At 70.6% G+C, this 25,155-nt stretch carries 20 protein-coding genes; 12 read left to right on the forward strand and 8 right to left on the reverse strand.

Going from position 1 to position 25,155, the window contains the following annotated elements; genetic code table 11:
- The first annotated feature begins 5 nt into the window (after positions 1–5).
- Genes lpdA through INTCA_RS10245 form a run of 3 tightly spaced genes read left to right on the forward strand, consistent with a single transcriptional unit; the run spans position 6 to position 4,180 of the window.
- Positions 6–1,385, forward strand: a complete 1,380-nt coding sequence (gene lpdA, locus INTCA_RS10235) for a dihydrolipoyl dehydrogenase (protein ID WP_013492843.1) — start codon at positions 6–8, stop codon at positions 1,383–1,385.
- A gap of 31 nt (positions 1,386–1,416) precedes the next feature.
- On the forward strand, positions 1,417–3,261 hold the full coding sequence (gene sucB / locus INTCA_RS10240; RefSeq protein ID WP_013492844.1) for a 2-oxoglutarate dehydrogenase, E2 component, dihydrolipoamide succinyltransferase: 1,845 nt from the start codon (positions 1,417–1,419) through the stop codon (positions 3,259–3,261).
- A 13-nt stretch (positions 3,262–3,274) separates the two neighbouring features.
- Positions 3,275–4,180 (forward strand): TIGR01777 family oxidoreductase, encoded by a 906-nt coding sequence (locus INTCA_RS10245; RefSeq protein ID WP_013492845.1) that lies wholly within the window; start codon positions 3,275–3,277, stop codon positions 4,178–4,180.
- Here the strand turns inward: INTCA_RS10245 and INTCA_RS18705 are convergent.
- Both INTCA_RS18705 and INTCA_RS10255 read right to left on the reverse strand, forming a co-directional pair.
- Positions 4,158–5,669, reverse strand: coding sequence for a serine/threonine-protein kinase (locus INTCA_RS18705; protein ID WP_013492846.1), 1,512 nt, complete (start codon positions 5,667–5,669; stop codon positions 4,158–4,160). The genes INTCA_RS10245 and INTCA_RS18705 overlap by 23 nt on opposite strands.
- Before the next feature lie 109 nt (positions 5,670–5,778).
- Positions 5,779–6,852, reverse strand: coding sequence for a Gfo/Idh/MocA family protein (locus INTCA_RS10255; RefSeq protein WP_013492847.1), 1,074 nt, complete (start codon positions 6,850–6,852; stop codon positions 5,779–5,781).
- Positions 6,853–6,912: 60 nt separating this feature from the next.
- On the opposite strand from INTCA_RS10255, the gene lipB reads away from it, so the two are divergent.
- From lipB to INTCA_RS10280, 5 genes are all read left to right on the forward strand, one after another.
- Complete coding sequence (gene lipB / locus INTCA_RS10260) at positions 6,913–7,572, forward strand: lipoyl(octanoyl) transferase LipB (RefSeq protein ID WP_013492848.1); 660 nt, start codon at positions 6,913–6,915, stop codon at positions 7,570–7,572.
- 79 nt (positions 7,573–7,651) lie between these two features.
- A complete protein-coding gene (locus INTCA_RS10265; protein ID WP_013492849.1) occupies positions 7,652–8,617 on the forward strand; it encodes an ABC transporter ATP-binding protein in 966 nt (321 codons plus the stop codon).
- The gene (locus tag INTCA_RS10270) at positions 8,614–9,714 is read left to right on the forward strand and encodes a hypothetical protein (protein ID WP_013492850.1); all 1,101 of its coding nucleotides are present in this window, start codon (positions 8,614–8,616) and stop codon (positions 9,712–9,714) included. The genes INTCA_RS10265 and INTCA_RS10270 overlap by 4 nt, the downstream gene beginning before the upstream one ends.
- Before the next feature lie 96 nt (positions 9,715–9,810).
- Positions 9,811–10,836 (forward strand): lipoyl synthase, encoded by a 1,026-nt coding sequence (gene lipA / locus INTCA_RS10275; RefSeq protein WP_013492851.1) that lies wholly within the window; start codon positions 9,811–9,813, stop codon positions 10,834–10,836.
- Between the two features lie 5 nt (positions 10,837–10,841).
- On the forward strand, positions 10,842–11,585 hold the full coding sequence (locus tag INTCA_RS10280; RefSeq protein WP_013492852.1) for a DUF4191 domain-containing protein: 744 nt from the start codon (positions 10,842–10,844) through the stop codon (positions 11,583–11,585).
- Between the two features lie 36 nt (positions 11,586–11,621).
- Here the strand turns inward: INTCA_RS10280 and INTCA_RS10285 are convergent, their stop codons facing one another.
- Complete coding sequence (locus INTCA_RS10285) at positions 11,622–12,104, reverse strand: RDD family protein (RefSeq protein ID WP_013492853.1); 483 nt, start codon at positions 12,102–12,104, stop codon at positions 11,622–11,624.
- Between the two features lie 261 nt (positions 12,105–12,365).
- On the opposite strand from INTCA_RS10285, the gene glnA (INTCA_RS10290) reads away from it, so the two are divergent.
- Together glnA (INTCA_RS10290) and INTCA_RS18710 are read left to right on the forward strand one after the other, a co-directional pair.
- Positions 12,366–13,790, forward strand: a complete 1,425-nt coding sequence (glnA, locus tag INTCA_RS10290; protein WP_013492854.1) for a type I glutamate--ammonia ligase — start codon at positions 12,366–12,368, stop codon at positions 13,788–13,790.
- A 122-nt stretch (positions 13,791–13,912) separates the two neighbouring features.
- The gene (locus tag INTCA_RS18710; protein ID WP_013492855.1) at positions 13,913–14,632 is read left to right on the forward strand and encodes a 2'-5' RNA ligase family protein; all 720 of its coding nucleotides are present in this window, start codon (positions 13,913–13,915) and stop codon (positions 14,630–14,632) included.
- 172 nt (positions 14,633–14,804) lie between these two features.
- Here INTCA_RS18710 and INTCA_RS10300 read toward each other — a convergent pair whose 3' ends face one another.
- From INTCA_RS10300 to INTCA_RS10315, 4 genes are all read right to left on the reverse strand, one after another.
- Positions 14,805–16,082, reverse strand: coding sequence for an MFS transporter (locus tag INTCA_RS10300; protein WP_013492856.1), 1,278 nt, complete (start codon positions 16,080–16,082; stop codon positions 14,805–14,807).
- A complete protein-coding gene (locus tag INTCA_RS10305) occupies positions 16,079–19,108 on the reverse strand; it encodes a bifunctional [glutamine synthetase] adenylyltransferase/[glutamine synthetase]-adenylyl-L-tyrosine phosphorylase (protein WP_013492857.1) in 3,030 nt (1,009 codons plus the stop codon). Before INTCA_RS10305 ends, INTCA_RS10300 begins: the two co-directional genes overlap by 4 nt.
- Positions 19,109–19,126: 18 nt before the next feature.
- Positions 19,127–20,464 (reverse strand): type I glutamate--ammonia ligase, encoded by a 1,338-nt coding sequence (gene glnA, locus INTCA_RS10310; protein WP_013492858.1) that lies wholly within the window; start codon positions 20,462–20,464, stop codon positions 19,127–19,129.
- Between the two features lie 121 nt (positions 20,465–20,585).
- A complete protein-coding gene (locus INTCA_RS10315; protein ID WP_013492859.1) occupies positions 20,586–22,883 on the reverse strand; it encodes an immune inhibitor A domain-containing protein in 2,298 nt (765 codons plus the stop codon).
- Between the two features lie 184 nt (positions 22,884–23,067).
- Here INTCA_RS10315 and panB point away from each other — a divergent pair, with 184 nt between their 5' ends.
- The gene (gene panB, locus INTCA_RS10320) at positions 23,068–23,934 is read left to right on the forward strand and encodes a 3-methyl-2-oxobutanoate hydroxymethyltransferase (RefSeq protein ID WP_013492860.1); all 867 of its coding nucleotides are present in this window, start codon (positions 23,068–23,070) and stop codon (positions 23,932–23,934) included.
- A 7-nt stretch (positions 23,935–23,941) separates the two neighbouring features.
- On the opposite strand, the gene INTCA_RS10325 is transcribed toward panB, so the two are convergent.
- Entirely contained in the window at positions 23,942–24,157 is a 216-nt protein-coding gene (locus tag INTCA_RS10325) for a hypothetical protein (protein ID WP_013492861.1), read from the reverse strand.
- Between the two features lie 77 nt (positions 24,158–24,234).
- Between INTCA_RS10325 and map the strand changes: the two genes are divergently transcribed.
- Positions 24,235–25,098, forward strand: a complete 864-nt coding sequence (map, locus tag INTCA_RS10330) for a type I methionyl aminopeptidase (protein WP_013492862.1) — start codon at positions 24,235–24,237, stop codon at positions 25,096–25,098.
- The last annotated feature ends 57 nt before the right edge of the window (positions 25,099–25,155 follow it).

Raw genomic sequence — 25,155 nt, forward strand, 5'->3', positions numbered from 1 at the left:
AGCACATGTCGGCTGAAGCCGCAGACGACTACGACGTCGTCATCCTCGGTGGGGGGTCCGGCGGCTACGCCTGCGCCCTCCGGTCGGCGCAGCTGGGGCTCAAGGTCGCCCTGGTCGAGAAGGGCAAGCTCGGTGGAACCTGCCTCCACCGAGGGTGCATCCCCACCAAGGCGCTGCTCCACGCGGCCGAGGTCGCCGACGTCGCGCGCGATGGCGCCCGGTTCGGTGTCAAGTCGACGTTCGAGTCGGTCGACATGGCGGCCGTCCACAGCTACAAGGACGGCGTCGTCAGCCGGCTCCACAAGGGCCTGCAGGGCTTGGTGAGCTCCGCTCAGGTCGACTACGTCGAGGGCGCCGGCGCCCTGGACGGCCCCCACACCGTCGTCGTCGGCGACCGTCGCCTCACCGGCAGGAACGTCGTCCTCGCCACCGGCAGCCACGCGAGGTCGTTGCCGGGGCTCGAGATCGGCGGCCGGATCATGACCTCCGACCAGGCCCTGGTCCTCGACCACGTCCCAGCCCGGGTCGTCGTGCTCGGCGGCGGCGTCATCGGTGTCGAGTTCGCCTCCGTGTTCAAGAGCTTCGGCGCCGAGGTGACGATCGTCGAGGCCCTGCCCCACCTCGTCCCCGCGGAGGACGAGGCGATCAGCAAGCAGCTCGAGCGGTCCTTCCGCAAGCGGAAGATCGTTTTCAAGACCGGCGCCCGGTTCGCCGGCGCCACCCAGGCCGACGACGTCGTCACCGTCTCGCTCGAGTCCGGCGAGACGCTGAGCGCGGACCTCCTGCTCGTCGCGGTCGGTCGCGGCCCCGTGACCGAAGGTCTGGGATACGAGGCGGCCGGCGTGACGGTCGAGCGCGGTTTCGTGCCGACGGACGAGCGGCTCCGCACCAACGTCGCCGGGGTCTATGCCGTCGGTGACATCGTCCCGGGGCTGCAGCTGGCCCACCGTGGATTCGCGCAGGGCATCTTCGTCGCCGAGGAGATCGCCGGCCTCTCCCCCGCCGTCATCAAGGAGTCCGGCATCCCTCGGGTCACGTACTGCGATCCGGAGGTGGCGTCCGTGGGTCTGACCGAGGCCCAGGCACGTGAGTCCTTCGAGGAGGTGGAGACCTACGAGTACAACCTCGGCGGCAACGGGAAGTCCCAGATCTTGGGCACTCAGGGGTTCATCAAGCTGGTTCGGCGCAAGGATGGACCCGTGGTGGGTGTTCACATGATCGGGGCCCGGGTGGGTGAGCAGATCGGCGAGGCCCAGTTGATCGTCAACTGGGAGGCGCACCCTGAGGACGTCGCCGGCCTCGTCCACGCCCACCCCACGCAGAACGAGGCGCTCGGGGAGGCCCACCTGGCCCTGTCCGGCAAGCCCTTGCACGCGCACGCTTGAGCCAGAAACTGGGAAGAGGAGAGAACACGTCATGTCAGAACGCGTGACCATGCCGGCCCTGGGTGAGTCAGTCACCGAAGGGACCGTCACCCGCTGGCTGAAGAACGTCGGCGATCGCGTCGAGGTGGACGAGCCCCTGCTCGAGGTCTCGACGGACAAGGTCGACACCGAGATCCCCTCTCCCGTCGCCGGGACCCTCCAGGAGATCCTCGTCCAGGAGGACGACACCGTCCCGGTCGGGGCCGACCTCGCCGTGATCGGCGAAGGCGCCGCAGCCGCCGACGAGCCTGCACCGGCCGCCGAGCAGCCCGCCGAGGCGAAGCAGCCCGCAGCCGAGGAGGCGCCAGCAGCGACCGCCGCGCCCGCACCCGAGGCCCCCAGTACCGAGCAGGAGCCGCAACCGGCCACGAGCGAGCCCGAGGCCGAGCAGGCCCAGCAGCCGCAGGCCGCGGCCTCGCCGGCCGGAGGTGGCGAGGGCCAGACCGTGACGATGCCTGCCCTGGGCGAGTCGGTCACCGAAGGAACCGTCACCCGGTGGCTCAAGGCCGAGGGCGACGACGTGGCCGTCGACGAGCCCCTCCTCGAGGTCTCGACCGACAAGGTCGACACCGAGATCCCCTCTCCGATCGCCGGCACCCTGACGAAGATCCTTGTCGGCGAGGATGAGACCGTTCCGGTCGGGGGCGACCTCGCCATCATCGGCGGATCCGCGCCGGCTGAGGCTGAGGCCCCTGCCGCACCGGCCGAGCCCGAGGCCCCTGCCGCACCGGCCGAGGCTGAGGCCCCTGCCGCACCGGCCGAGGCGCCAGCTGCACCCGCCCAGCCCGAGGCACCAGCCCAGCCGGAGGCACCAGCAGCACCCGAGGCACCGGCCGAGGCGCCAGCTGCACCTGCCACGCCCGCAGCCGCGACGAGCGACTCCTCGGATGCGGCTGCCTACGTGACCCCCCTGGTGCGCAAGCTCGCTGCCCAGAACGGGATCGACCTGTCGACGCTCAAGGGAACCGGAGTGGGTGGCCGGATTCGCAAGCAGGACGTCCTCGACGCGGCGCAGGCCGCGCAGGCCGCTCAGGCCGCGCAGGAGCCGGCCGCGCCGGAGGCACCGGCTCCCGCTCCCGCCGCGGCCGAAGCCCCGGCGGCAGCACCCGCGGCGGCTGCGGCCGTGTCGCCGAAGCGCGGCACCCGAGAGAAGATGACGCGACTGCGGAAGATCATCGCGACGCGCATGGTCGAGTCGCTCCAGGTCTCCGCCCAGCTCACGACCGTCGTCGAGGTGGACCTCACCAAGGTCGCGCGGATCCGGGACCGGGTGAAGAAGGACTTCGAGGCCCGCGAGGGCACGAAGCTCAGCTTCCTGCCCTTCCTCGCCCTGGCTGCGACCGAGGCGCTCAAGGCCCACCCGATGGTCAACGCGAGCGTCGAGGGCGACGAGGTGGTCTACCACGGGACCGAGAACCTCTCGATCGCCGTGGACACCGACAAGGGCCTCATGGTCCCGGTCGTCAAGAACGTGGGCGATCTCAACATCGCCGGACTGGCCCGCGCCATCGCCGACCTGGCCGACCGGACCCGCAACAACAAGGTCACTCCCGACGACCTGTCCGGTGGCACGTTCACGATCACCAACACCGGCAGCCGCGGCGCGCTCTTCGACACGCCGATCATCAACCAGCCGCAGGTGGCCATCCTCGGCACCGGCACGATCGTCAAGCGACCCGTCGTCGTCACCGACGCTGATGGCGGCGAGACGATCGCGATCCGCTCGATGATGTATCTCGCGCTGTCCTACGACCACCGGATCGTGGACGGCGCCGATGCGGCCCGCTTCCTCGGCACGATGAAGGCGCGGCTCGAAGAGGGCCACTTCGAGGCCTGAGGAGCCCCACACCATGCCGAAGCGCGTCGCCGTCACCGGGGCTTCCGGTCTGATCGGCGGCGCGCTTCGGCGTCATCTCCTCGCTCGCGGGGACGAGGTGGTCCGGCTGGTGCGCCGCCGGGCCGGCGCTCCGGACGAGGTGGCTTGGGACCCGGCGCGGAGACGACTCCCGCCCGACGCCCTGGCCGACGTCGACGCCGTGGTCAACCTGGCGGGTGCCGGCGTGGGCGACCGCCGCTGGAGCGACGACTACAAGCGGACCATCCTGGCCTCGCGGGTGGATGCCACGACAACGGTTGCGCAGGCCATTGCCGGGGAGCACGAGCGCTCTGGTCGCGCCGTCAGGCTGGTCAACGCCTCGGCCGTGGGCTACTACGGGGATCGCGGGGACGAGGTCCTCACCGAGAGCAGCGGCCCGGGGCGCGACTTCCTCGCCTCCGTGGTCGTGCACTGGGAGCAGGCCACTGAGGCGGTGGGCCCCGCAGTGCCTGTCGCCGTGATCCGGACGGGCCTCGTCATGGCGCCGGACGGCGGCGCCTTCGAGCGGCTCCTCACGCTGGCCCGCCTCGGCCTGGGCGGACCTCTCGGCAGCGGCCGGGAGTGGTGGCCGTGGGTGACCCTCAACGACACGGTCCGCGCCGTGACCCACCTGATCGACCACCCCGAGCTGAGCGGCCCCTTCAACCTCGCTTCACCGGGAGAGGCCAGGCAACGCGACATTGCCGCGGCGTTCGGCCGCGCCCTGCACCGGCCCGCTCTCCTGCCCGCGCCCAGGCTGGCCCTCCGGGCGGTGGTCGGTGAGTTCGCGGACAGCATCCTCGCGAGCCAGCGGGTGCACCCGGTCCGGCTCACCGACAGCGGCTTCGACTTCGAGCACGCCGATCTCGATGCAGCCGTCAGGTGGACCCTGCGACGCTGATGTGCTCGATCCGCCACCCGTCCGGGCCCCGGCGGAGGTCGAAGTCGAGGACGTCCCCGCTTGCGGCCGGCCGGAGTCGGCGCGCTCCGGACCGGTTGACGACGGCGTAGTCCGACCAGCCCACTCGGGCCCGCACCGTCGCGCGCTCCCGGTCCCCGCGCACCCAGGTGGCGCTGCCCACGGAGAGTCGGAGGTCGGCGTAGCGGTCGCCGCTGGCCAGCAGGGTCTCGACGAGATGGACGTCGGACGCGTGCGATGCCGAACCTGCCCGGTGCACGCCGGCGAGGCCATCGACATCGCGGTCCATGAGTGCTCGCGCGCGGCGGTCCGACAGCCACTGCAGCAGCTCGGCGGTCCGGCGTTCGGGGGCGGCGACGTCGTGCTGCAGCTGGCCCGGGTGGCGGCGGGCAACCCCGTCGGTCGACCGCCCGGTGGTCCTCCCCACGATAGGAGTCGACGCCTCTGGTCGGACCGGCGCGGTGACGGCGGCCGCCGAGTCCGGGGCGTCCTGCCCTCGCGAGGCCTCAGCTGCGGGCGAGCCACCGAGCAGGAGCCAGCCCCCGACCGCCAGGACCACGGCGCCGAGGGCCGCACCGACGACGATGAGTCGCCGTGGGGCCCACGGGCGCTGCGCCGGCTCCGGTGCCTCGAGGGCAGCATCGGCCCGCAGCCGGTGGGTCAGAGCCGAGGCGTCGTCTGCGCCCACGACGACCTCGACCGGCTCGGCCCCCACCGCCGCGTAGAACACCCCAGCCAGGTGCGCCGCCGAGGGCCGCGCCGTGGGGTCGGGGTCGATGGACGCGGCGATCACCTCGGTGAGCTCGGGACCCACATGGCTGGTGATGGTGGCGGGGTCGAGACGCTGGACCGTGTCCGGAGCGCCGTTGCCGGTGAGGCAGAACCACGCCAGCGCCCCGAGGGAGAAGATGTCGCTCGCGCTGGTGGGAGGGCCCCCCTCCCGGACCTCCGGAGCGACGAAACCTTCCGTCCCCCAGACCGGCCCGACATGGCCGACGACGTGCGAGGCTCCCAGGTCGAGCAGGAGCGGTCGCCCCGCTGCGGTGAGCATGACGTTCCCGGGCGAGACGTCACCGTGGAGGCCCCCCGCGGCGTGCAGCGCGGCGACGGCCTGGCAGAGCGGCGTCAGGATGGTCACCGCCTCCCCCGGCCGCAGCTGCCCGCGGGTCCGGACCATCGTCCGCAGCGACGCGCCGGTGACCAGGTCGAAGACCAGGGCGGTGCGCCCGTCGGCGAGGGGCACGACCTCACGAAGGGGGACGAGGTGCGGGTGCCGGACCGCCGAGAGCACGTGGCGCTCGACCGCCCCGGCGTGGCCACCGGGGTCCGCACCGGGGCGCGGAACCTTCACCGCCACCGGTTCGCCCGCCTGGTCGACGCCGGACCAGACCAGGCTGGAGGCCCCCTCGCCGATGATCCGGTCCAGTAGGTGCCCGGGGACGTCGGGCGGGCTCGAGTCGACGGCGCTCACGGTCTCATCGTCACAGGATCCGGAGCAGCCCGGCGGCCGTCATCCACAGGCAGATCGGACCGTATGCCGCTGGGCTCGCTGGCGTGGGTCCGCGGCGCTGGGTGCCGGGTCAGCTCCCGGGCGCCTCCCCGGGCGTGAGCACCTCGACCACCTGACGGGCCTGCTGGCTGGCCCGCGCTGCGTCGATGACGGCGAGGACGTGCACGGCGTCACGCGGGTCCACCGGCATCCCGGACTGCGGGTCGCCGGAGGTGAGGGCCGCGGCGACCGCACGGTAGAACGCCGCCTGGTCCGACGCCCCGACCACCGGCCCCCGCTCGCGCTGGTCCCCCCGGACGATCCACCCGACGGCCTCCCCGTCGCTCTCGAAGTCGGCGAAGGCGCTCACCTCGTCGAACTGCCGCCCGATGACATAGGCGCCGGTCGAGCCCATGAGCCGCGCGCGCGGACCGGGCGCTCCGTTGACCGACGTCGCCATGATGTGGCCGACCACTCCTGACGTGTGACGGCACGCCAGGAAGACGTCGTCCTCGGCCACCACCGTCCGGGAGAAGAGCTCGGCGTACACCGACTCGACCTCACCGTGCAGGATGACGGCCTGGTCCAGCAGGTGCGAGCCGAGGTCGAGGAGCAGCCCCGCCCCCTGCTCGGCGGTCTGGGTCTCCCTCCAGCGGTGCTTGGGCTCTGGCCGCCACCGGTCCCACCGGTACTCGGCCCGCCGGATGTCTCCCACGAGGCCCTGGTCCCGCACCGCGAGGAGTGCTGCCAGCTCGGGGTCGTAGCGCCGGTTCTGGAATACCGTGAGCGGAACACCGCGGTGAGCGGCCAGGTCGACGATGCGGCCCGCCTCCGAGGAGCTGGCGGCAAGGGGCTTGTCCACGACGAGCGCCACGCCGGCCTCGATGACCTGCTCGGCCTGCTCGGCGTGCAGCCCGGTCGGCGTCGTCAGGACCACGAGGTCGAGCTCCACGGCAGCCAGCATCGCCGCCAGGTCCGGGACGACCTGCGCCCCCGGCAGCTCCGCCTCGACCTGCGCCACCCGTTCGGCGTTCGAGGTCGACACGGCGGCGACAGCGAGCCCGGCACCCGCGAGCGCCGGGGCATGGAACTCGCGACCGCCCACGCCGTACCCGGCCAGGCCGACGCGGAGGGGACGGTTCTCGGGCAGCGAGCTCAGCGGCATACGGCCCAGCGTAGGCGGACGGCGACAGGGCACCCGGGCGACCCGGCGTACCCTGACCGCATGCGTTTCGTGCACCTCGGCCTGGCCCCCGACTTCGTCGACTACGAGCAGGCGTGGGAGATCCAGCGTCAGACGCACGCCAAGGTCGTCGCGGGTGAGGAGCCCGACACCGTCTACCTGCTGGAGCACGCGCCGGTCTACACGGCCGGCAAGCGGACCGAGCCGCAGGAGCGGCCCAAGGACGGCACGCCCGTCGTCGACGTCGACCGCGGCGGCAAGATCACCTGGCACGGCCCGGGTCAGATCACCGGCTATCCCATCGTGCGTCTGCCTGCCCCGATCGACGTCGTCGGCTACGTCCGCGCGCTCGAGGAGATGATGATCCGGGTCTGTGCCGACTTCGGCGTCGAGGCGGGCCGGGTCGAGGGCGAGAGCGGCACGTGGATCGCCGCCGACGACCGCGGGCCCCGACGCAAGATCGGCGCGATCGGCATCCGGGTGAGCCGACAGGTGGCGATGCACGGCTTCGCGTTCAACTGCAACCCCGACCTGTCGTGGGGCGAGGTCATCATCCCGTGCGGCATCGTCGGCGCCGGCGTGACGTCGCTGTCCGTCGAGGTGGGTCGCGATGTCCCGGTGCCGGAGGTCCTCCCGCACGTCGAGCAGCACCTCGGCGAGATCATCCCCGCGCTCCAGCCGAACCGGCGCGTCCTCGCCTGACCGCGGAGACCCCGAGCCACTAGGGTGAGCTGACCGCGCGGACGTCACCGCACGGCCGGGAACGTGATCAGGGGGTTTCATGGACGTCGCTGTCCAGACGGTGAACCTGCGTAAGAGCTACCTCGGCCGGGGAGGGCGCCGCGTCGCCGTCCAGGGCCTGACGATGACCGTTCCCGCCGGCGGCGTGCACGGCTTCCTCGGACCGAACGGGTCGGGCAAGACGACCACGATCCGGATGCTGCTCGGACTGATCCGGCCGGACTCCGGCACCGCGCAGGTCTTCGGCCGCAGCGTCCCGAAGGAGCTGCCCGCCGTCATCGACCGGGTCGGCGCCATCGTGGAGTCACCCAAGTTCTTTCCCGCCTTCACGGGCCGTCAGAACCTCCGGCTCCTCGCCGACGCCATCGGCACTCCGCGCCACCGGATCGACGAGGTCCTCGAGACCACCCACCTGGGCGACCGCGGCCGGGACCGTTATGCCGGTTACTCCCTCGGCATGAAGCAGCGCCTCGCCATCGCCGCGACCCTGCTCAAGGACCCTGAGCTGCTCATCTTCGACGAGCCGACCAACGGCCTCGACCCTGCCGGCATCCGCGAGGTGCGCGACACGATGCGCAGCCTCGGCGAGAGCGGCCGGACCGTTCTCGTCAGCTCGCACATCCTCGCCGAGATGGAGCAGGTGGCCGACACGGTGACGATCATCGGCCACGGCCGAACCCTGGCCGAGGGCGCCGTCGCCGACATCCTCGGCGGCGCGGGGGCACCCCAGGTCCGGGTGACCGTGTCATCCCCGGCCCAGGCTGAGGACGTGCTCACGACGGCGGGCCTGCGGGTCAGCCGCGACGACACCCATCTCGTCGTGTCGGGTGCCGACGACCCGGCGGAGATCACCCGCCTGCTCGCCGGTCACGCCCTCTACGTCAGCGAGCTGACGCCGATCAGGCCCGACCTCGAGTCGGCCTTCCTGCTCCTGACCTCCGACGAGGGCCTCGGCTCGGACGCCGACCGACAAGCCGGCGGACTCGCGGCGGGAGGCGCCGCATGAGCCACACCCTCATCACCCCGCAGTCAGACTCGAAGTCGCACGTCCGGCCCAAGGGGACCTCGTTCGTCGGCCTTGTCGGCGTCGAGCTGCGCCGCCTCTGGTGGCGCCGACTCACCAAGGCCGTGCTCGTGGCCCTGGTGGCCATCACCGGGCTGATGGTCTACAACGCCTACAACGCGAGCAACCCCGAGACCCTGGCCCAGCGCCTCGACGAGTACCAACGCGTGGTCGCCGACATGGAGCAGCAGAAGAAGGAGATCGAGGCGAACCAGCCGACGATGATCGCCGAGTGCCGGGCCGCCGAGGCGGCCGAGCGCGAGCGGACCGGGGAGTCGTCGATCGACTTCGGGTGCGACCAGATCGGGGTGTTCCAGACCCCGACGATGGAGGAGATGGGGATCACGCTGCCCGTCGCCGATGCGATCACCGCTGAGCTCGCCCCCTATGCGGCCTTCGTGTACGCCTTCCTCGTGCTCCTGCTCATGGGCAGCTTCGTGGCCGCGGAGTTCTCGACCGGGGCGCTCGGCAACTGGCTCACCTTCAAACCCCAGCGAGTCCGGGTCGCGCTGAGCAAGCTGGCCGCAGCCGGGGTGGGCACCGCGCTGCTGGCCGCGCTCGGCCTCGCCCTGCTGGTCCTCGGGGCCCGGATGGTCGCCACGGTCAACCGCCCCGGAGCCGACCTGAAGCTGCCGGCCCCGCCACCGCTGGAGGACTCGCTGCCCGAGCTGCTCCTGCGCGTCGTCGCGGTGGCGGTGGGGGCGGCCCTGTTCGGAGCCGCACTGGCGCTGCTCGTGCGGCACACCGCCGGGTTGGTCGGGATGCTCCTCGGCTACCTCGTCGTCGTGGAGTTCATCGCCGTCAACGCCCTCTTCGGCGGGCGGCTGAACCCATGGGCCATCACCCCGAACATCCAGGCCTTCCTCAACAAGGGCTACACCTACATGGCGGAGGCCTGCTCCGGCGTCGGCGGGCAGCTCTCGTGCACCTACCGCGAACAGGCGGTCAGCTACACGCACGGCTGGGTCTACCTGCTCGTCCTCGTGCTCGCCACCGCCACGGCAGCGGTGCTCGTGTTCCGGCGGCGCGACGTCACCTGAGCCCGGGGGACGAGTTTCGGCTGGGGGGAGGGCGCGGCGTAGGCTGCTGTGAGCCCGGGCACCCCGGGCATCCGTGCCCCCAGTGAAGGAGCCGCCGTGACTGTCGCACCTGACGGTCGTCGCCTGCTGCGCGTCGAGGCGCGCAACGCCGAGACCCCCATCGAGCGCAAGCCGTCGTGGATCCGCACGACCGCCAAGATGGGGCCGGAGTTCACGTCGATGCACTCGATGGTCAAGAGCGAGGGCCTGCACACGGTGTGCCAGGAGGCCGCGTGCCCCAACATCTTCGAGTGCTGGGAGGACCGCGAGGCGACGTTCCTCATCGGGGGCGACGTCTGCACCCGCCGGTGTGACTTCTGCGACATCGCCACGGGTCGGCCGCAGGCGCTCGACCTCGACGAGCCGCGGCGGGTGGCGGAGTCGGTCCGCCAGATGGGCCTGCGGTACTCGACGGTCACCGGCGTGGCCCGCGACGACCAGCCGGACGGCGCTGCATCCCTCTACGCGGAGACGATCCGCCAGATCCACCTGCTCAACCCCAACACCGGCGTCGAGATCCTGCCGCCGGACTTCGGGGCCAAGCCGGAGCTCGTCGGCCAGGTGTTCGACGCCCGTCCGGAGGTCTTCGCGCACAACCTCGAGACGGTGCCGCGCATCTTCAAGCGGATCCGTCCGGCGTTCACCTACGAGAAGTCCCTCACGGTGCTCACCATGGCCCGCGAGGCCGGCCTGGTCACGAAGTCGAACCTCATCCTCGGAATGGGTGAGACCGACTCCGAGATCGAGTCTGCGATCCGTGACCTGCACGACGCCGGTTGCGACATCCTCACGATCACCCAGTACCTCCGTCCCTCGAAGCTGCACCACCCGATCGACCGCTGGGTCAAGCCCGAGGAGTTCGTCCACTGGTCCGACGTGGCAACGGACCTCGGCTTCAAGGGCGTCATGGCCGGTCCGCTGGTCCGCTCGTCCTACCGCGCGGGGCGCCTCTGGGCGACGGCGATGCGCAAGTGGGGCCGGCCCATCCCCGAGCACCTGTCGCACCTGGCCGAGGCCGCCGAGTCCCCTGCGCGCCAGGAAGCGGCGTCATTGGTGGCTCGGGCCGGCAGCGCCGTATCCTGATCCGCATGGCACGCAACAAGGACGGCGACGCACAGGCGCCCAAAGAGAAGAAGCAGGGACGCCTGTCCCAGATCCTCGACGTCTACCGGATCACGAAGCGGCAGGACCCCCTCGTCGGGTGGTACATGCTGCTCGCCTTCCTGGTGACCTTCGGCGCCATCTTCGTCATCGGCCTGCTGCTCAACCTCGGCGTGGTCTTGGTCTGGATCTTCGCCATCTTCGGCGTCATGACCGGCATCCTCGTGGCGACCATCGTCATGAGCCGGCGGGCGGAGGCCGCCGCCTACCGTCAGATCGAGGGCCAGACGGGCGCTGCGGGCGCAGCGCTGACGTCGATCCGCCGTGGGTGGTACACCGACCGCGAGCCGGTCGCCGCGGACGTGGCCCGGCCGGGCGACTTCACCTCGGCCGCCGTGGTCTACCGGGCGCTCGGCCGGCCCGGTGTCGTGCTCATCGGCGAGGGGCCGACCGGACGCGTCCAGAAGCTGCTCGTCGCCGAGAAGAAACGGGTCGAGCGGGTGGCGCCCGGAGTTCCCGTCATCCTCATGCGGGTCGGTGCGGGCGAGGACGAGGTCCCGATCCGCAAGCTCGCCAACAAGGTCCAGCGACTCAAGCCGTCGATCACGAAGGACGAGATGGCCGTCGTCAACAAGCGTCTCAAGGCGCTGGGCGGGATGAAGGCGCCCCTGCCCAAGGGCATCGACCCCACCCGCGCCCGCATGGACCGCAAGGCCCTCCGCGGCAAGTGAGCCACCCGCACCGGGAAAGGTGCTCCCTGCCCGAGGTCAGCGGACGCGGACGATGACGGTGTTGGGCACCTTGTCGTGCAGGCCCCGCCCGTCCCGGTCCCAGATCACCGCAGGGATCGCCAGGCACAGCAGGACCGTCCGAACCAACGCCTGGGCCGGGGTCGCTCGACCTCCGGCGACGCTACGGACCTGAAGGCCCATGATCCGGTGGCCGATCGTCGTCCCGATCGTGCCCACCAGCAGGACGTTCATCACCGCGAAGATGCCCAGGACGATGAAGCTCTGCGTCCCGGTCGCGGCGTGCTCCGAGAACGGGAGCGGCACCTGGAACAGGCCATGGGCGATCAGGAGCGCGACGACCCAGTCGATGACGAGCCCGACGAACCGGCGGCCGAACCGGGCGACGGAGCCCGGGCCGTGCTGGGCGAGCCCCAGCCGCTGACCGGGCCACTCTCCCGTGCCTTGCGTCCTGGAGCTGGGCCCCTCGAGCCACGAGCCGACGTCCTTGCGGTCCACCACGACGCCAGCCTAACGACCCGTGCGGAACCCAGCCCAGCGGCATCCGACCGCCAGTCGGAGCGGTGGGGGGCGCCCCAGGGGGCCCTGTCCCCCGGGCTGGTGCGTTAACACGCGGGAAACATCGAGGTCATGGACGGGAAATCGGGCACCGCTACTGTCATCCTCGACAGCACGGGGCCGTCGCTCGATCATCACTGCGCCTTGAACTCATCACGTCGCGGATGACCGGCGTGGCGACCTCGCCCCACATCAGGAGGTTGGATGTTCAGCTCAGCTGACGAGGTCCTCGCGTACATCAAGGACGAGGACGTCAAGTTCGTCGACATTCGGTTCTGCGATCTGCCCGGTGTCATGCAGCACTTCAACGTGCCGGCTGAGTCGGTCGATGAGGACTTCTTCACCGTCGGCCAGATGTTCGACGGGTCGTCGATCCGTGGCTTCCAGGCGATCCACGAGTCGGACATGAAGCTCGTCCCGGACCCGGCCACGGCCTTCATCGACCCCTACCGCGCCGAGAAGACGCTCGTCATGAACTTCTCGATCCTCGACCCCTTCACGGACGAGCGCTACAGCCGCGACCCACGCAACATCGCCGTCAAGGCCGAGGAGTACCTCAAGTCGACCGGCATCGCCGACACCGCCTTCTTCGGTGCGGAGGCCGAGTTCTACGTCTTCGACGACGTCCGCTTCGAGACGAAGGCCAACGCCGGCTACTACTACCTCGACTCGATCGAGGCGGCGTGGAACAGCGGGCGTGAGGAGGAGGGCGGCAACAAGGGCTACAAGACCCGGTTCAAGGGCGGCTACTTCCCCGTCTCCCCCGTCGACCACTTCGCCGACCTGCGCGACCAGATGTGCCTCGAGATGAAAGCGGTCGGCCTGAACGTCGAGCGCAGCCACCACGAGGTGGGCACGGCCGGCCAGATGGAGATCAACTACCGCTTCAACACGCTCCTTCACTCGGGCGACGACCTGATGAAGTTCAAGTACGTCATCAAGAACTCCGCTTGGCGGCAGGGCCACACGGCGACGTTCATGCCCAAGCCGATCTTCGGCGACAACGGCTCCGGGATGCACACCCACCAGTCGCTCTGGAAGGACGGCGAACCCCTCTTCTACGACGAGCGCGGCTACGGCGGCCTGTCGGACCTCGCGCGCTGGTACATCGGTGGCCTGCTCAAGCACGCCCCCTCGCTGCTCGCGTTCACCAACCCGACGATCAACAGCTACCACCGGCTGGTCCCGGGCTACGAGGCGCCGGTCAACCTGGTCTACTCGGCGCGGAACCGCTCGGCCTGCGTCCGGATCCCCGTCACGGGCACGTCCCCCAAGGCCAAGCGCATCGAGTTCCGCGTGCCCGACCCGTCGGCCAACCCCTACCTGTGCTTCGCGGCCCAGCTGATGGCCGGCCTCGACGGGATCAAGAACCGCATCGAGCCGCCCGAGCCGATCGACAAGGACCTCTACGAGCTGCCCCCGGAGGAGCACGCGGCGATCGAGCAGGTCCCGGGCTCGCTGCCCGAGGTCCTGAACGCCCTCGAAGCCGACCACGACTACCTCCTCGAAGGCGGCGTCTTCACGGAGGACCTCATCGAGGCGTGGATCGAGTACAAGCGCAAGAACGAGATCGACCCGATCCGCTTCCGGCCGCACCCGCACGAGTTTGAGATGTACTACGACCTCTGACGGCCAGGCACCCGGCCAAAACCCATAGCTCAACGGCCCGCACTCACGTCTCCGACGTGGGCGCGGGCCGTTGAGCGAGGTCGTATGCCGCTGAGCTGGGAGCCCTTGGTAGGCTCCCGTCAGTGCCGAGCTCCCTCCGCAATCCCGTTTTCGACGAGCTCTTCGACGCTGCAGTTCCCCACGTGCTGAGTGGAACCCATCACCGGGACGCACCTCCGGTCGACGGCGGGCGGTGGCCCGTCACCGTCGTGGCGCGCCCACCGAGCCCGGTCCGGGACGTCCTCGAGGAGCTGATGCGGGACGGGCTCACCGCGGCGGGGGGCGGGCACTTCGTGACGGGTCGCGCGGACTCCGTCCACCTGACGGTCCGCGCGTTGGAGCCGTACCGCGAGGCTGCCTCTCCCACGGACGAGATCGTGCCGCGGTGGCGGGCCGCCATCGAGCGGGCCGGTGCTGCGACTGCTCCCCTGGGGTTCACCGTCACGGGACTGACGTTGAGCCGCGTCGGGGTGATGGCCCAGGTCGAGCCACGGGACGCCGCGGCCTGGCAGTTCATGGACCGGTTGCGCGCTGAGCTCGGTGACCTGTCGTGGTTCGAGGACCAAGGGATCGGGCGGCGCACCATCTGGTACGCCACCCTGATCCACTTCGCCGCAGACCTGGCCGACCCAGCCGGCCTCGTCGACTGGGTCAGCGCCCGGCGGACCCTCGACCCGATCGACTTCGCCGTCGGCGAAGTGGAGCTCGTCCGGTCCCGTTACGTCACCGGGGGTGGGCCGGGCCGTGCGGGCGACCGGCTGATGCGCCCCGAGAGCTGGTTCACTGTTCCTTTCGGCGGCTGACGCCCCACACTGGCTCGACCGCACGGACGACGAGGGGGAGGAGCCGCTCTGCGTCCTCGCGGACCCGTCCGGCCACCCGTTCTGCATCCTCGTCGCGTGAGACCGTGCCCCGGCCCGAGCGCGGCTCAGGGCGCGAGCGCGAGCCCGCTCAGCGGCATACGGCCACGTGGGCTCAGGCAGCCCGGGAGGGACGCGAGGGCGCATAGGCCTGCTCGACCGTCGCGCTCACGCGTTGGTGGGGCCACCTCAGCCCGAGCGCTCCGATGAGGCCGAGGCACACCGCTGCGCAGATCGTGACGCCGAGATGGGGGTTCTTGGTGTACTGGCCCACCCAGCCGGCGGCCAGGTAGCTCGCGCCCGCGGCGAGGACGGAGATGGACCCGGCGAGACTGAAGATCCGTCCCCTCATCTCCGGGGCGGTCGCCAGCGCGAACGTTGCCTGCAGCGGGATCATGAACGCCTGGAGCAGGCCGCTGGCGAAGAAGATGGCGACGAGCACCGGGAGCGGTGGCTTCAGTGCTGTGGCCAGGAGCGGCACCGGCATGGCAAGGGCCAGCGGCACGATGGAGGAGTTCTGTCGGTGCACGTCGAGCCGGCCGATCACGACGATGCCGACGACCGCTCCGACGATGGGAGTGGCCATGAGCACGCCGCCCCAGCCGTTGTCGCCGGCGATGGGGATCGCGAGCGCCTCCGGTGCGGCGATGCCCAGGCTGGCCACGGCGCTCAGGGCGATCAGCCGCGCGAGGACGGGGTGGCGGGCGAGGTCGCCGGCGGCGTCACCGAGATCACGGATGAACCCTCGAACGCCCTTGCCTCGGTCGCCCCGCACCGGCCTCAGCTGCACGACGACGAGAATGACGACAGCGGCCACGAGGAAGGTGCCGAGGTCGATGAGCAGGCCGACCTGGGGCCCGACGAGCGCCACGAGCCCGCCTCCCAGAGCCAGACCGAGCGCCTGGTTCACCTGCTCCGACATGGCGCTGAGCGCCACAGCGCGGGCATAGAGAGGCCGGTCGTGCTCGAACAGGTCGGTGACCAGGACGAGGTTCGACGCGCTCGCGGCGCCCCCGATGAGCTCGAGCACGAAGAGCGAGGCGAAGAGCCACCCAAGCGGCGCGGCGGTCGTCACGAGCCAGAGGAGGGCCAGCACACTGACTGCGCGCGCCGCGTGGCTGGCAACGAGCACGTGCTTGTAGCGGAAGCGGTCGACGACCGGGCCGAGCAGGCTGCGACCCAGGAAGGTGGGTACGAAGCTGATCGCGAGCGTCGTCGCCGTTGCCAACGGGGATCTCGTCTGCTCGAAGACGACGGCCGCGATGGTGACGCGAGCGACGTAGTCGCCCCACATCGACAGGGCGTTGGCCAGGAAGACCGGCAGGTATCTCGGGACTCGCAGGAGGTCCGCGTAAGAGACGACGCGGCCTGGAGCACCCCTGCGCTGGTTCACGGCACGACGCTACCCCGAGGCGGGGAGTCGTAAAAGTTGAAACCGGCCGCCTGGCGTGCCCGGCGGGCCACTCGGCGCCACAGCTCGAGCAGCCCTGCCCCGTCGCCGGCCGGCCGGCCGATGATCCGGCCCATCCCGTCGGCGTCGCGCAGGTCCACCGGCACACTCTCCACGGGCCGGCCTCTCCAGAGCACTCCGGCGTTTCTCAGACGGACTCCGAGGAACCACGCCTCGCGCAGCGACGATGCGTCAGCGGCAGCGATGAGCCCTTCGGCCTCGAGCGCCGCGAGCGCCGGCAGGGTGCCGGTGACCCGCAGGGCCGGTCGCTCGTGCGCATGCTGCAGCTGGAGCAGCTGCACCGTCCACTCCACGTCGGTCAGTCCGCCGCGACCGAGCTTGAGGTGCGTCCCGGGGTCGGCGCCGCGAGGCAGCCGTTCGGACTCGACCCGCGCCTTGAGGAGGCGGATGTCGCGCACCTGCTGCTCGGTGAGCCCACCCTCCGGCCAGCGCAGCGGATCGATGATCTGGACGAACTCGTCGGCGAGCTCGGCGGGACCGGCCACCGGCGCGGCCCGGAGCAGCGCCTGGAACTCCCAGGTCAGGGCCCACCGCTCGTAGTAGGTGCGGTACGAGTCGAGACTGCGCACGAGAGGCCCGTTCTTGCCCTCGGGTCGCAGGTCCGCGTCCAGGGCCAGCGGTGGCTCGGTGGCGCCGGCGGTGAGCAGCCTGCGCAGCTCCTGGACGACCAGCGTGGCCCGCGCCTGCACTCCCGCCTCGTCCGCCGCGTCGTGCGGCCGGTGGACGAACATGACGTCCGCGTCCGAGGCGTAGCCCATCTCGGCGCCGCCGAGACTTCCCATGCCGACCACGAGCAGGTCGCCGCCGAGGGGCACCCCCTCGCGCCGCTCGACCTCGGCCGTGGCCGCCTCGAGCGCGACGACGAGCGCCGCGGCGGTGACGTCGGTCAGGGCGGCGCCTACCTCGAGCACGTCGATCTCTCCGACGAGGTCGGCGAGGACGATGCGGAGCACCTCGGTGCGGCGGATGGCCCGGACGGCCGAGATCGCGTCGGCGCCGCTGTCGCGCCGACCGGCTGCGGCCCGCATCGTCGCGGTGAGGGCCTCGCGGGAGCGGGGCACGAGACCGTTGGGGTCGCCGAGGATCGCGACCGTCTCGGGCGAGCGGATGAGCAGGTCGGCGGCGTAGCGGCTGCGTGCCAGGCTGTGCGCCAGGCGGTCGGCGGCCCGTCCCTCGTCGCGGAGCATCTTGAGGTACCAGTGGGTGGAGCCGAGCTCGTCGGACACCCGGCGGAAGGACAGGAGGCCCGCGTCGGGGTCGGCCTCGTCGGCGAACCAGCCGAGCATGACCGGCAGCAGGGTGCGCTGGATCGCGGCTCGGCGGCTGACCCCGGACGTCAGGGCCTCGAGGTGGCGGAGGGCGCCGGCCGGGTCGCGGAACCCCAGCGCGAGGAGCCGTGCGCGCGCGGCCTCGGGCGAGAGACCCGCCTCGTCGGGCGTGAGCCGGGCGGCTGCGGCCAGGAGGGGCCGGTAGAAGAGCCGCTCGTGGATCCGCCGGACCTCGCGGGCCACCGCCTGCCGGTCGGCGAGAACCGCCTCGTCCGGACGTTTCCGGTGGCCCATCGACCGGCCGAGGCGTCGCAGGTCCGCGGGCTGGTCGGGCATGAGGTGGGTGCGGCGGAGCCGGTGCAGCTGGATGCGATGCTCGAGGCAGCGCAGGTGGCGGTAGGCGCGGTCGAGGGTGGCGGCGTCGTCGCGGGCGACGTAGCCTCCCTTGGCGAGCGCGGACAGGGCCTCGAGTGTCGTTGCGGACCGGAGCGACTCGTCGGTGCGGCCGTGGACGAGCTGGAGCAGCTGCACGCTGAACTCGACGTCACGCAGACCGCCGGGGCCCAGCTTGAGCTGGCGGGCAGCCTCGTTGGCCGGCACGTGCTGCTCGACGCGGCGCCGCATCGCCTGGACGTCCTCGACGAAGTTCTCGCGGCTCGCCGCCTCCCAGACGAGGGGGGAGATCTCCTTCTTGTAGCGCAGCCCGATCTCGCGATCACCGGCGGAGACCCAGGCCTTGAGCAGGGCCTGGAACTCCCACGTCTTGGCCCAGCGTTCGTAGTAGGCCTTGTGGCTCTGGATCGTGCGCACGAGCGGGCCGTTCTTGCCCTCGGGACGCAGAGCGGCGTCCACGGGCCACAGGGACCCCTCGGGGGTCGGCTTGGAGCAGGCCTGCATCGTCGCGCTCGCCAGGGCCGTGCCGATGCGGAGCGCGGTCTCCTCGTCGGCCCCCTCAGCGGGCTCGGCGACGAAGATGACGTCGACGTCGCTGACGTAGTTGAGCTCGCCACCGCCCGTCTTGCCCATCCCGATGATGGCGAGCCGGCACTGCTCGTGCCCCTCGCCGTACTGCTCCCGGGCGATGAGCAGCGCCGCCTCGAGCGCCGCCTCGGCGAGCTCGGCCAGCGCCTCGCCGATGGCGGGCATCTCGGCCACCGGGTCTGGTGACGTGAGGTCGCGAGCCGCGATGCGCAGCAGCCCTCGGCGGTAGCTGATGCGCAGGGCGTCGAAGGGGGTCCGGCTCCCGCGGTCCGTGGTCACCGCCGCCGTGAGCTCGGCTCGGGTCTCTTCGGCCGTATGCCGCTGGGCTCGGGCCGCGTCGACCCAGTGACCCGGGTGCCGCACGAGCTCGTCGACGAGCGCGCTCGAGGCACCGAGGACGCCGAGCACCCGGTCACGTCCGGGTCCGTCGCCGCGCAGCTCCGTGACGAGGGCCTGCAGATCCGCGGCCTCGCCCTGCCGGGTCAGGGACTCGAGGACGCGGACGAGGCCGAGCAGGGCCTGGTCGGGGTCGGCCGTGTCGCCGATGGCATGGAGCAGGTCGTCGGGGAGCCCGTGCGCTCCGTCGCCGGCGGCGAGCGGGGCGAGGGCAGGGTCGGCGAGATGGGTGGTCGCCCGGTCGGGCTGGGCGAAGCCCAGGCGGGCCAGGGTCCCGGCTGTCGTGGTCGTGCGCGAGGACAAGGGTGTCGCCCGCGAGCGTCAGAGTCGGGGCAGGTAGCGGTCGAGCTCGAAGCGCGACACGTCGTGGCGGTAGTCGAGCCACTCCTGTCGCTTGTTGCGCAGGAAGAAGTCGAAGACGTGCTCGCCGAGCACCTCCGCGACGAGCTCGCTCTGCTGCATCTGCTCGATGGCCGAGCCGAGCGACTCGGGCAGGGTCTTGATGCCCATCGCACGGCGCTCGGCGTCGGTGAGGCCCCAGACGTCGTCCTCGGACTCCGGTGGCAGCTCGTAGCCCTCCTCGATGCCCTTGAGCCCGGCCCCCAGCAGCACCGCGTAGGCGAGGTACGGGTTGCAGGCGGCGTCGATCGAGCGAACCTCGATGCGGGTCGACTGCCCCTTGTTGGGCTTGTGCATCGGCACCCGGACGAGGGCGGACCGGTTGTTGTGCCCCCAGGTCAGGTGGGCGGGCGCCTCTCCCCCGCCCCACAGCCGCTTGTAGGAGTTGACCCACTGGTTGGTCACGGCGGTGATCTCGGCGCCGTGGATGATGAGCCCGGCGATGAACTGCCGGGCCGTCTTGCTCAGCTGATAGGGCGCGCCGGCCTCGTAGAACGCGTTGGAGTCCCCTTCGAAGAGGGACAGGTGGGTGTGCATGCCGGAGCCGGGGTGCTCAGCGAAGGGCTTCGGCATGAAGGTGGCGTAGATGCCCTGCGAGAGCGCGACCTCCTTGACCACCGTGCGGAAGGTCATGATGTTGTCTGCAGTGCTCAGCGCGTCGGCATAGCGAAGGTCGATCTCGTTCTGTCCGGGGGCGCCCTCATGGTGGCTGAACTCGACGGAGATGCCCATGTTCTCGAGCATCGTGATCGCGGCGCGGCGGAAGTCGTGGCCCGTGCCGTGCGCGACGTGGTCGAAGTAGCCGGCGTCGTCGACGGGGACGGGCCGGCCGTCCGGACCCCGACCCTGCTCGAGGAGGAAGAACTCGATCTCAGGGTGGGTGTAGAAGGTGAAGCCGAGGTCGGCAGCGCGGTCCAGCGCGCGCTGGAGCACGTGCCTCGGGTCGGCGAAGCTCGGTGAGCCGTCCGGCATCTGCAGGTCGCAGAACATCCGCGCCGTGCCGGGTGGGTCGCCGCGCCACGGCAGGATCTGGAAGGTCGCCGGGTCCGGCTTGGCCAGCATGTCGGCCTCGTAGATCCGCGCGAAGCCCTCGATCGCCGAGCCGTCGAACCCGATGCCCTCGGAGAAGGCACCCTCGAGCTCGGCGGGCGCGACCGCCACGGACTTCAACGTGCCGAGCACGTCGGTGAACCAGAGCCTGACGAAGCGGATGTCGCGCTCCTCGATGGTGCGCAGCACGAACTCTTCCTGACGGTTCATGTGTCGATCCTGCCCCACTCCTGTTTCACCGGTGTAACGGACACGGGAACCGGCGACGCGCAGGGCCCCCGGGATCGCTCCCGAGGGCCCTGCGCCTCAGCTGTATGCCGCTGGGCTCAGATCACTTGAACGAGACCTGGACCTCCAGCTCGTTGCCGCCGTCCTCCGAGCGGACGACGGTCAGCGTCGTACCCGAACCGGCCACCTTGGTGGAAGCCCACGGGTTGGAGGCGTCCCAGTAACGCTCGACGACGGAGTCGTCGAACGTCGGCATGGCCGCCGAGGACGGCACCTCGGTGGCGATGCCGTTCTTGTGGAACGTCACGGCGTCCGTTGCCTCCAGACCGAAGGTCGCGTCGAAGGGCTGGCGACGGTTGCCCAGCCGGCTGCCGTCGTAGAACGTGACGGGCGCGGGGCGAGCATCGACCGGGAGCGCCTGACCCCCACCTGGGTGGGTCGAGGTGTTGTTGTCGGAGTAGGCCCCGTCGGCGTACCAGACGAGCATGCCGTTCTGGTAGGGGAACCGCTCGACGAAGTCAGGACGCGTGTTGCCGAACCCGAAGTTGTAGGGGCCCGTCTTCAGGGTCGCGTCATAACCGGTGTAGGTGCGGTTCTCGGCGAGGTAGTAGTGCGCGACCACCTTGGAGGTCGACCCCGTCATGCGCGTGAAGCCCTTGGCCGTCCAGCCGTTGTCACCGGACTCGACGTCATCGCTGAGGAGGGTCGCGCCATTGGCCGCGATGGCGATGTCGTCGAGGAACGGCCCGTCGTAGTGCAGGCCGCCGTCAGTGGCGTAGCGGAACCTGACCTCGATGACCTTGCCGGCGTACGGGCTGAGGTCCCAGCTCTTTTCCGTCCAGGTGCTCTCACCGTCAATCGGCGTGCCGACGGTGATCCAGTTGAGCCCCCCGTCCGTCGAGACCTCGGTGTAGAGGTAGTCGTAGCCCTCCTCGATCTGGTACTCGACCCAGGCGGACAGGGATGCCGAGGACATGCCGGTGAGGTCCACCGTGCGGGTCAGCGTGTTCTGGAGATCGTCGGCCGAGCCCCCCCACCACTCGTAGGCGCCGGAGTGCGGAGTGTTGTACCCGGTGGTCACGGTCTTGTCGGGCAGCGTGACGATGGCAGCTTGCGTGCGCTTCGCGGCACCCTTGTCGGCCCGCGTCAACGTCACCGCCTCGTCCTCCCCGAAGGGGACGACCGTGTAGTCGAGCCACCCGAGCTGGAGCTTCTCCCACGGGCCCATGTACCCGGGCGTCGTGCCGATGCTGTCACCACCACGGTTGAGCCACGAACCACCGGACATCAGGGTCCAGAAGCCGGTCGTGTTGTCGCCACCGGCGGTGTCGTAGAGGTCCGGCAGGCCGAGGTCGTGGCCGAACTCGTGCGCGAAGACGCCGAGGCCGCCGTTCTCCGGCTCCGTGGTGTAGTCGCCGATCCAGATCCCGGTGTCCCCGATGGGAACGCCGCCGGCCTTGTTGATGTCCGGCCCGGCCTTGCCGATCTGGTTGGAGTAGGCGTACCAACGGTGCGACCAGATGGCGTCGGTACCTTGAGCGCCGCCGCCGGCCTCCTCCCCCTCGCCGGCGTGGATCGCCTGGAAGTGGTCGATGTAGCCGTCGGGCTCGAGGAAGTCGCCGTCGCCGTCGTAGTCGTAGCGGTCGACCCGGTCGAATTGCGACAGGTACTCCTTGATCGCGGCCGGGGACTTGCCCGAGGCGACCTGCGCCTCATACCACGCGGTCGCCGTGTCCCGGACGAACGGCCAGTAGGTCGAGGACCCGCCGTACTTGTTCGAGCCGTACCGGGCCTCGTTGTAGGGCACCTTGACCCAGTCGGAGACGTCGCCCTTGGCGAGGAAGCGGCCGTTGGACTGCTTGAGGTAGAAGTCCTTGAACGACTCGCCGTCGCCGAACATGAGGTCCAGGTAGTGGGCCCGGTCGAAGTCGGCGATCCAGTACGTCGAGTTGTCGTCAGTCGCGCTGCCGTCCCAGTTGCGGTCGGGCTCCGGGATCTTGTTGCGCGCGGGACCGGCCGTCCCCCCCGTGGCAGAGTGGATCTGGTCGCCGAACTCGGCGAGGATCGTGAAGACCGACTCCTCGCGGTTGACCGGGTAGTCGACGTACTTCGACTGCCCGTTCGCAGACTTGACCTCGATCACTCGGCGACCGTTGATGGTCCTCGTGCTCGCCTTGCCCTTGATGAGCTTCTCGACCGCGTCCTTGCGGCGATCAGCGGCGGCATCGCCGAGCGGGTTGGGCAGGTTGTCCGGGCGGGACGACTGGGCCTCAGCAGGATCGCTGCTGATGACCGAGCCGGCCTGCGGCGTGGCCTGAGCCTGTCCCGGTGCGGCGAGTGCGGTGGCGACGAGCGCCCCGACAGCCAGCCCCGAGACAGCGCTCCATTGACGCTTGTTCACGTGGTGTCCTCCTGATGCTTGAGCGCCGGACACGGCGCCGCCGGTCATTTGATCACCGATGGCCGACAAATGGGAGGTTCCTTACCAAGTCTTTACGAAAGCCCCTTCTCGGGGCAGATGGAACACATCGGGCAGCGGCGCAGCCTGCTCCACACCCGTCCCGAGCCCGTCCTATGCTCGGCCCATGAGCGACCCCGGAGCAGCGGAGCAGCCCAACCCCTACGGCTCGGGCCAGCCGGCCCAGGCCGCCGTGCGCAGGGTCCGCATCCCCCACCTGCAGGCGATGAAGACAGAGGGCCGCCGCTGGGCGATGCTGACCGCCTACGACATGTACTCGGCGCAGATCTTCGACGAGGCGGGGATCCCCGCACTCCTCGTCGGCGACTCAGCGGGCAACAACGTCTACGGATACGAGACCACCGTCCCCGTGACGGTGGACGAGCTGCTTCCGCTCGTGCGTGCCGTGAGCACGAACACGAAGCGGGCCCTGGTCATCGCCGACCTGCCCTTCGGCTCCTACGGCGGCACGCTCGAGCAGGGGTTCGCGACGGCCGTGCGGTTCATGAAGGAGGGGCTCGCCCACGCGGTCAAGCTGGAGGGCGGCAGGGCCATGGCCCCTCTCTGCGAGCTGCTGACCACGGCCGGGATCCCCGTCATGGCGCACGTCGGCTTCACCCCCCAGAGCGAGCACCAGCTCGGCGGCTACCGCGTCCAGGGCCGGGGCGATGCGGCTGATGCGCTCGTCGACGAGGCCCGGGCCCTGGAGAGCGCAGGCGCCTTCGCGGTCGTCCTCGAGATGGTCCCGGCACCCGTGGCCGCCCGCGTCACCGAGGTCCTGTCGATCCCGACGGTGGGCATCGGGGCCGGCTCGGGGACCGACGCCCAGGTGCTCGTCTGGAGCGACTTCGCCGGGCTGCGAGCCGGCAGGGCACCGCGGTTCGTGAAGAAGTACGCCGACCTCCGCGGGATCCTCACCGAGGCCGCCCAGGCGTACGCCGCCGACGTCGCGTCAGGCGCCTTCCCAGCCGCGGAGCACTCCTTCGAGGAGTGAGGCGGCGTCAGCCGTCGAGCTTCTCGTCGTCCCAGCCCGGGGCCTCGTTGCGGTGCTCCCACTCGCGATTTTCGTCGTCCCACTTCTCCGTCCGGGCCCGCGCGAGCTCGAGGGCCTGCCGGGCTTCGGCCTCGGACTCGTAGGGACCCATCACCTCTGCCCCGCGACTGCGGTTCTCGTCCGTCTCGACCTGACCCGTGTCGACGTTGTACCAGAAGCTCATACCGCTCTCCCTTCGACGTGTTCGCCCATCGAACGCCCGTCCCGGCGCATGTCGGCGAACGACCTAGACTCCACCGTATGCCGTTGGCCAGCTCACGCGTCGCACCCCATCCGCTGACTCCGCGACGTCCTGTACCCACCACGATCGCTCGTCCTCACTACGTCGACGTGGCCCACCCGCGCGAGGACGGCGACGTCCGGGTCAAGGACACCGAGACCATCGAGAAGATGCGCGTCGCCGGACGGATCGCCGCCCAGGCCATGGCCGCAGCTGCCGAGCGCATCGAGCCTGGCGTCACCACCGACGAGCTCGATGCGGTGGCCCACGAGTTCATGCTCGACCACGGCGCATACCCCTCGCCGCTCGGCTACAAGGCGTTCCCCAAGTCGATCTGCACCAGCGTCAACGAGGTCATCTGCCACGGCATCCCGGACACTCGACGGCTCGAGGACGGCGACATCGTCAACATCGACGTGACGGCCTACATCCACGGGGTTCACGGCGACACCGACGCGACCTATCTCGTCGGGGCGGTCGACGACGAGTCACGGCTGCTCGTGGAACGCACCCACGAGGCAATGATGCGAGGGATCCGCGCGGCACGACCCGGTCGCGAGATCAACGTCATCGGACGCGTCATCGAGAGCTACGCGAAGCGGTTCGGCTACGGAGTGGTGCGCGACTTCACCGGCCACGGCATCGGGCTCGAGTTCCACTCCGGCCTCATCGTGCCCCACTACGACGCGGCTCCCCAGTACAACACCGTCATCGAGCCGGGCATGACCTTCACCATCGAGCCGATGCTCAACCTTGGGACCAGCGACTGGGAGATGTGGGACGACAGGTGGACCGTGGTGACCCGCGATGGACGGTGGTCAGCCCAGTTCGAGCACACCATCGTCATCACCGAGGACGGCAACGAGATCCTCACCCTGCCATGATCGTGCGGCACCCGTGCTCCACCAGTCCGGCCAACCCCCCACGGCACCCCTGACCCC

It is taken from the genome of Intrasporangium calvum DSM 43043 (assembly GCF_000184685.1).
Classification (GTDB): domain Bacteria; phylum Actinomycetota; class Actinomycetes; order Actinomycetales; family Dermatophilaceae; genus Intrasporangium; species Intrasporangium calvum.